The organism is Brevundimonas sp. (assembly GCF_041688735.1).
Taxonomy (GTDB): Bacteria; Pseudomonadota; Alphaproteobacteria; order Caulobacterales; family Caulobacteraceae; genus Brevundimonas.
This window is the reverse complement of the sequence record NZ_JBDNHO010000066.1, coordinates 1-3,551: the sequence shown is the minus strand read 5'-3', so window position 1 is coordinate 3,551 and position 3,551 is coordinate 1. Positions and strand designations below refer to the sequence as shown.

Genomic DNA, 3,551 nt, shown 5'->3' with positions numbered 1-3,551 from the left:
TGGGTCGCGGGCGGGGTCTTGGTGACGAAGGTGAAGCTCTTGTCCTGATAGACGGTGATCACCGTCGGCAGGGGCGTGCCTTTGACTTCCTTCTCGGTGCGGGCGTTGAACTCCTTGACGAAGCCCATGATGTTGACGCCGCGCTGGCCGAGGGCCGGCCCGATCGGGGGGGAAGGCGTGGCGGAACCCGCCGGCACCTGCAATTTGATATAGCCCAGAATCTTCTTGGCCATTGGTCTCTCCTGACGATGGCCCCGAACTCAATCGGGACCGGTGAGCCGTGGTCTGGCATGGCTGCCTCCCACGGATTTATGCGGGCGAACCCGCACCGCCCTGTTCAGAGCGAGGCGCGCGTTTAGCGGATAAGGGGGACAAATACAATCCGTGCATCCCCGCGAAAGCGGGGACCCAGTGCTTTCGCTGAAACACCGGCGGATGGGATTCCCGTCAAAGCAAACCCGGTGGCTCCGATCGCCCAAAGAACTGGGTCCCCGCTTTCGCGGGGATGAGCGGAGTTATTTGTTGCCTCAGCCCGCGTTCTTCTCGACCTGACTGTATTCCAGATCGACCGGCGTGGGCCGGCCGAAGATCGACACGGCGACGCGCAGGCGGGCGCCGTCCTCGTCGACGCTCTCGACCTGACCCTCGAAACTGGCGAAGGGTCCGTCGATGACCTTGACGGTCTCGCCGATGTCGAAGCGGATGGTGGGCTTGGGACGTTCGACGCCCTCTTCCACCTGGCCGATGATGTTCTGGACCTCGCGCTCCGAGACCGGCAGCGGCTTGGTGCCGCCCGCGGCACCCAGGAAGCCCGTTACCTTCGGTGTGTTCTTGACCAGGTGATAGGCCTGGTCGGTCATCTCCATCTTCACCAGCACATAGCCGGGGAAGAATTTGCGCTCGGAATTGACCTTGCGACCGCGACGGATCTCGACGACCTCCTCGGTCGGCACCAGGATCTCGCTGAAGTGGTCGGCCAGGCCCTGCTGGCGCGCCTGATCCGTCAGGTGCTGCGCGACCTTCTTCTCGAAGTTCGAATAGGCGTGGACGATGTACCACTTGTGCCGGGGATTGGCGGCGGGCTTGGGGGCGACGTCAGTCATGTGAATCTCTCAGCTGCCGATCGCGAGGATGAAGCTGGACAGCCTGGCGAGGCCAAAATCGATCACGAAGAAGAAGACGACGGCGATCGCGACCATGATGAAGACCATCACCGAGGTGATCCACGTCTCCTTGCGGCTCGGCCACACGATCTTGCGCCCTTCGGCGCGGACCTGGCTGGCGAACTGCGGGATCGAGGTGCGCTTCTTCGGCGGCGAGGCGTCGGCCGCCACGGCGTTGCCGGCGATGACGGGTTGGGCAGTCTGGGTACGACGACCCGACGGGGTCTTGGCCTTGGCCATGCTCGGTTCTCGTTTCAACGCGATCTGAGGGAGCAGATGGGTATCCGCGCCGTCAGAGAAAAGTGGCAGGAGTGGAGGGACTCGAACCCACGACCCTCGGTTTTGGAGACCGATGCTCTACCAGCTGAGCTACACTCCTAAGGTCCGGACAAAACCATGACGCGCCTGAGGTGGACCCCGGGCGCGCCGTTTCGGCCAGACCGCGGCGTATGCCCGACCGCGCTTGGGTTTTCAAGCCGGAAAGCCGTCAGTCTTCGTACTGCGCCGCGACCGCTTCCCGCTCTTCCCGGGCGTTGATCACCTGTTTGAACAACAGTTTGTCGATGCGGCGGTCGTCCATGTCGATGATCTCGACCTCGAACCGGCCCAGTTGCAGGACTTCGCCTTCTTTCGGTACCCGCGACAGCTGATGCAGCACCAGTCCGGCCACGGTGTGGAAGCCGTCGGCCTCACCGAAATCCTCGCCCAGCACGTCGGCCAGTTCATCGATATCGGTCTGCCCGTCGACCAGCCAGCTGCCGTCCTCGCGCAGACGCACATTGACCTCGGCGTCGTCATGGCCCTCGTCGAAATCGCCGGCGATCATCTCCAGCAGGTCGGTGGCCGTCACCACCCCCTCGAAGGCACCGAATTCGTCGACCAGGAAGGCCATGTGGACCTTCGACGCCTTCATGATCCCGAGCGCTTTCAGCACCGAGGTCGATTGCGGAATGAAGGCCGGGGTCTGGATATGCTTTTCGACATTGAACTCGCCGTTGTCGAGCAGGCTGTCCAGCAGGTCCTTCTTGTGAACCACGCCCAGCGGGTTATCGACGTCGTTCTCGCGCGCCACGACGATGCGCGAATAGGGGCAGGTCCGCACCTCCTCGCGCAGTTGCTTGTCGCTGTCGTCCAGAGCGATCCAGAACACTTCATGGCGCGGCGTCATGGCCACGCGGATGGGACGGTCGCCGAGGCGGAGAATCTCTTCGATCATCTCCTGCTCTTCCGGCTCGATCAGGCCCGCCGACGTGCCCTCGGCGATCATGGTCTCGACCTCTTCCTGGGTCACGTCCGAGCCGTCGCGGTCCTTGACGCCCATGAGTTTGAGGATGGCCGAGGTCGAGGCCGTCAGGACCACGACGAAAGGCTTCAGAATGATCGCCACTGTCGCGATCGGTGCCGCCATCTTGGAGGCGATGCTCTCCGGGAAGATCAGCGCCAGGCGTTTGGGCACCAGTTCGCCGGCGATCACCGACACATAGGTGATGAAGATGATGACCAGCACGGTCGAGAACACATGGGTAAAGGCCGCGAATGCCGGGAAAATAGCCTCGAGGATAAGGTCAAGCTCTCCGGCGATCGCCGCCTGGCCATAGGCGCCCGACGCAATGCCGATCAGGGTGATGCCGACCTGGACCGCCGACAGGAAATGCGTCGGTTCCTCGGCCAGTTTCAGCGCCGCACGGGCACCCTTGTCGCCACGCTCCGCGCGGCTCTGCAACTTGGACTTCCGCGAGGATACGACCGCCAACTCGGTCATGGCGAACAGGCCGTTGAGCACCACAAGGGCCAGAACGACGACGATGGCGATGGCTAACATCTAGGGGAAGTGGGACCGGCGCGGCGCGACATCCGGCGTCCGCAAAACCTATAATAGGGAGATTTCTCTCCCTCCGCCATGGATTCCTTGAACGTCAGCGCGCGCGGCCGGCCTCGACCGAGCCATAGGCGCCGCGAGAGGCTCCGTCGTCCGGCAATGGGGCGCAGGCCGACATGCCGATCAGGGTGCCGATGAACAGGCCGATGTGCAGGGAGCGCCGCATGGTTACTCAAATCCTAACGTCCAGAGTGCGAACGTGGGGATCGGTTTGCGGTTGCATGCAAGGCGACGCGCGCTGGAGGGGTGCCTTAACCACACTTCTCCCCTCACCGGAGAAGGCGTCGGATGCAAAAACGGCCCCGGGTCTGTCCCCGGGGCCGCTCTGTATCTTTCTTCCTCCCCCTTCGGCGGGGAGAGCCCGATGGTTACTCCGTAATCTTCGAAACGACCCCTGCTCCAACCGTGCGGCCGCCTTCGCGGATGGCGAAGCGCAGCTTTTCTTCCATGGCGATCGGGGTGATCAGCTCGACGTTCAGCTCGGCGTTGTCGCCGGGCATGATCATCTC

General features: G+C 63.2%; 4 protein-coding genes, 1 tRNA gene and 2 pseudogenes. All 7 read right to left on the bottom strand.

The window, feature by feature from the left end; translation table 11 throughout:
* A pseudogene (gene rplK / locus ACESMO_RS07305) lies at positions 1-233 on the bottom strand (50S ribosomal protein L11); the annotation flags it as partial.
* Positions 234-527: 294 nt separating this feature from the next.
* Complete coding sequence (gene nusG, locus ACESMO_RS07300; RefSeq protein WP_372707499.1) at positions 528-1,103, bottom strand: transcription termination/antitermination protein NusG; 576 nt, start codon at positions 1,101-1,103, stop codon at positions 528-530.
* 9 nt (positions 1,104-1,112) lie between these two features.
* Positions 1,113-1,403 carry a preprotein translocase subunit SecE gene (secE, locus tag ACESMO_RS07295; RefSeq protein ID WP_372707498.1) on the bottom strand — a complete coding sequence of 97 codons (291 nt, stop codon included), beginning with the start codon at positions 1,401-1,403 and terminating at the stop codon, positions 1,113-1,115.
* A gap of 63 nt (positions 1,404-1,466) precedes the next feature.
* Positions 1,467-1,542 (bottom strand) — tRNA-Trp (locus tag ACESMO_RS07290).
* A gap of 108 nt (positions 1,543-1,650) precedes the next feature.
* A complete protein-coding gene (locus ACESMO_RS07285; protein WP_372707497.1) occupies positions 1,651-2,985 on the bottom strand; it encodes a hemolysin family protein in 1,335 nt (444 codons plus the stop codon).
* A gap of 94 nt (positions 2,986-3,079) precedes the next feature.
* The gene (locus ACESMO_RS07280) at positions 3,080-3,208 is read right to left on the bottom strand and encodes a hypothetical protein (protein ID WP_372707496.1); all 129 of its coding nucleotides are present in this window, start codon (positions 3,206-3,208) and stop codon (positions 3,080-3,082) included.
* Positions 3,209-3,410: 202 nt separating this feature from the next.
* Positions 3,411-3,551 (bottom strand): annotated as a pseudogene (tuf, locus tag ACESMO_RS07275) (elongation factor Tu); the annotation flags it as partial.

What these genes read in the sequence shown, in the direction of transcription:
- nusG (WP_372707499.1), bottom strand. Translation starts at nt 1,103, where the DNA reads ATGACTGACGTCGCCCCCAAGCCCGCCGCCAATCCCCGGCACAAGTGG.
- secE (WP_372707498.1), bottom strand. Translation starts at nt 1,403, where the DNA reads ATGGCCAAGGCCAAGACCCCGTCGGGTCGTCGTACCCAGACTGCCCAA.
- ACESMO_RS07280 (WP_372707496.1), bottom strand. Translation starts at nt 3,208, where the DNA reads ATGCGGCGCTCCCTGCACATCGGCCTGTTCATCGGCACCCTGATCGGC.
- ACESMO_RS07285 (WP_372707497.1), bottom strand. Translation starts at nt 2,985, where the DNA reads ATGTTAGCCATCGCCATCGTCGTCGTTCTGGCCCTTGTGGTGCTCAAC.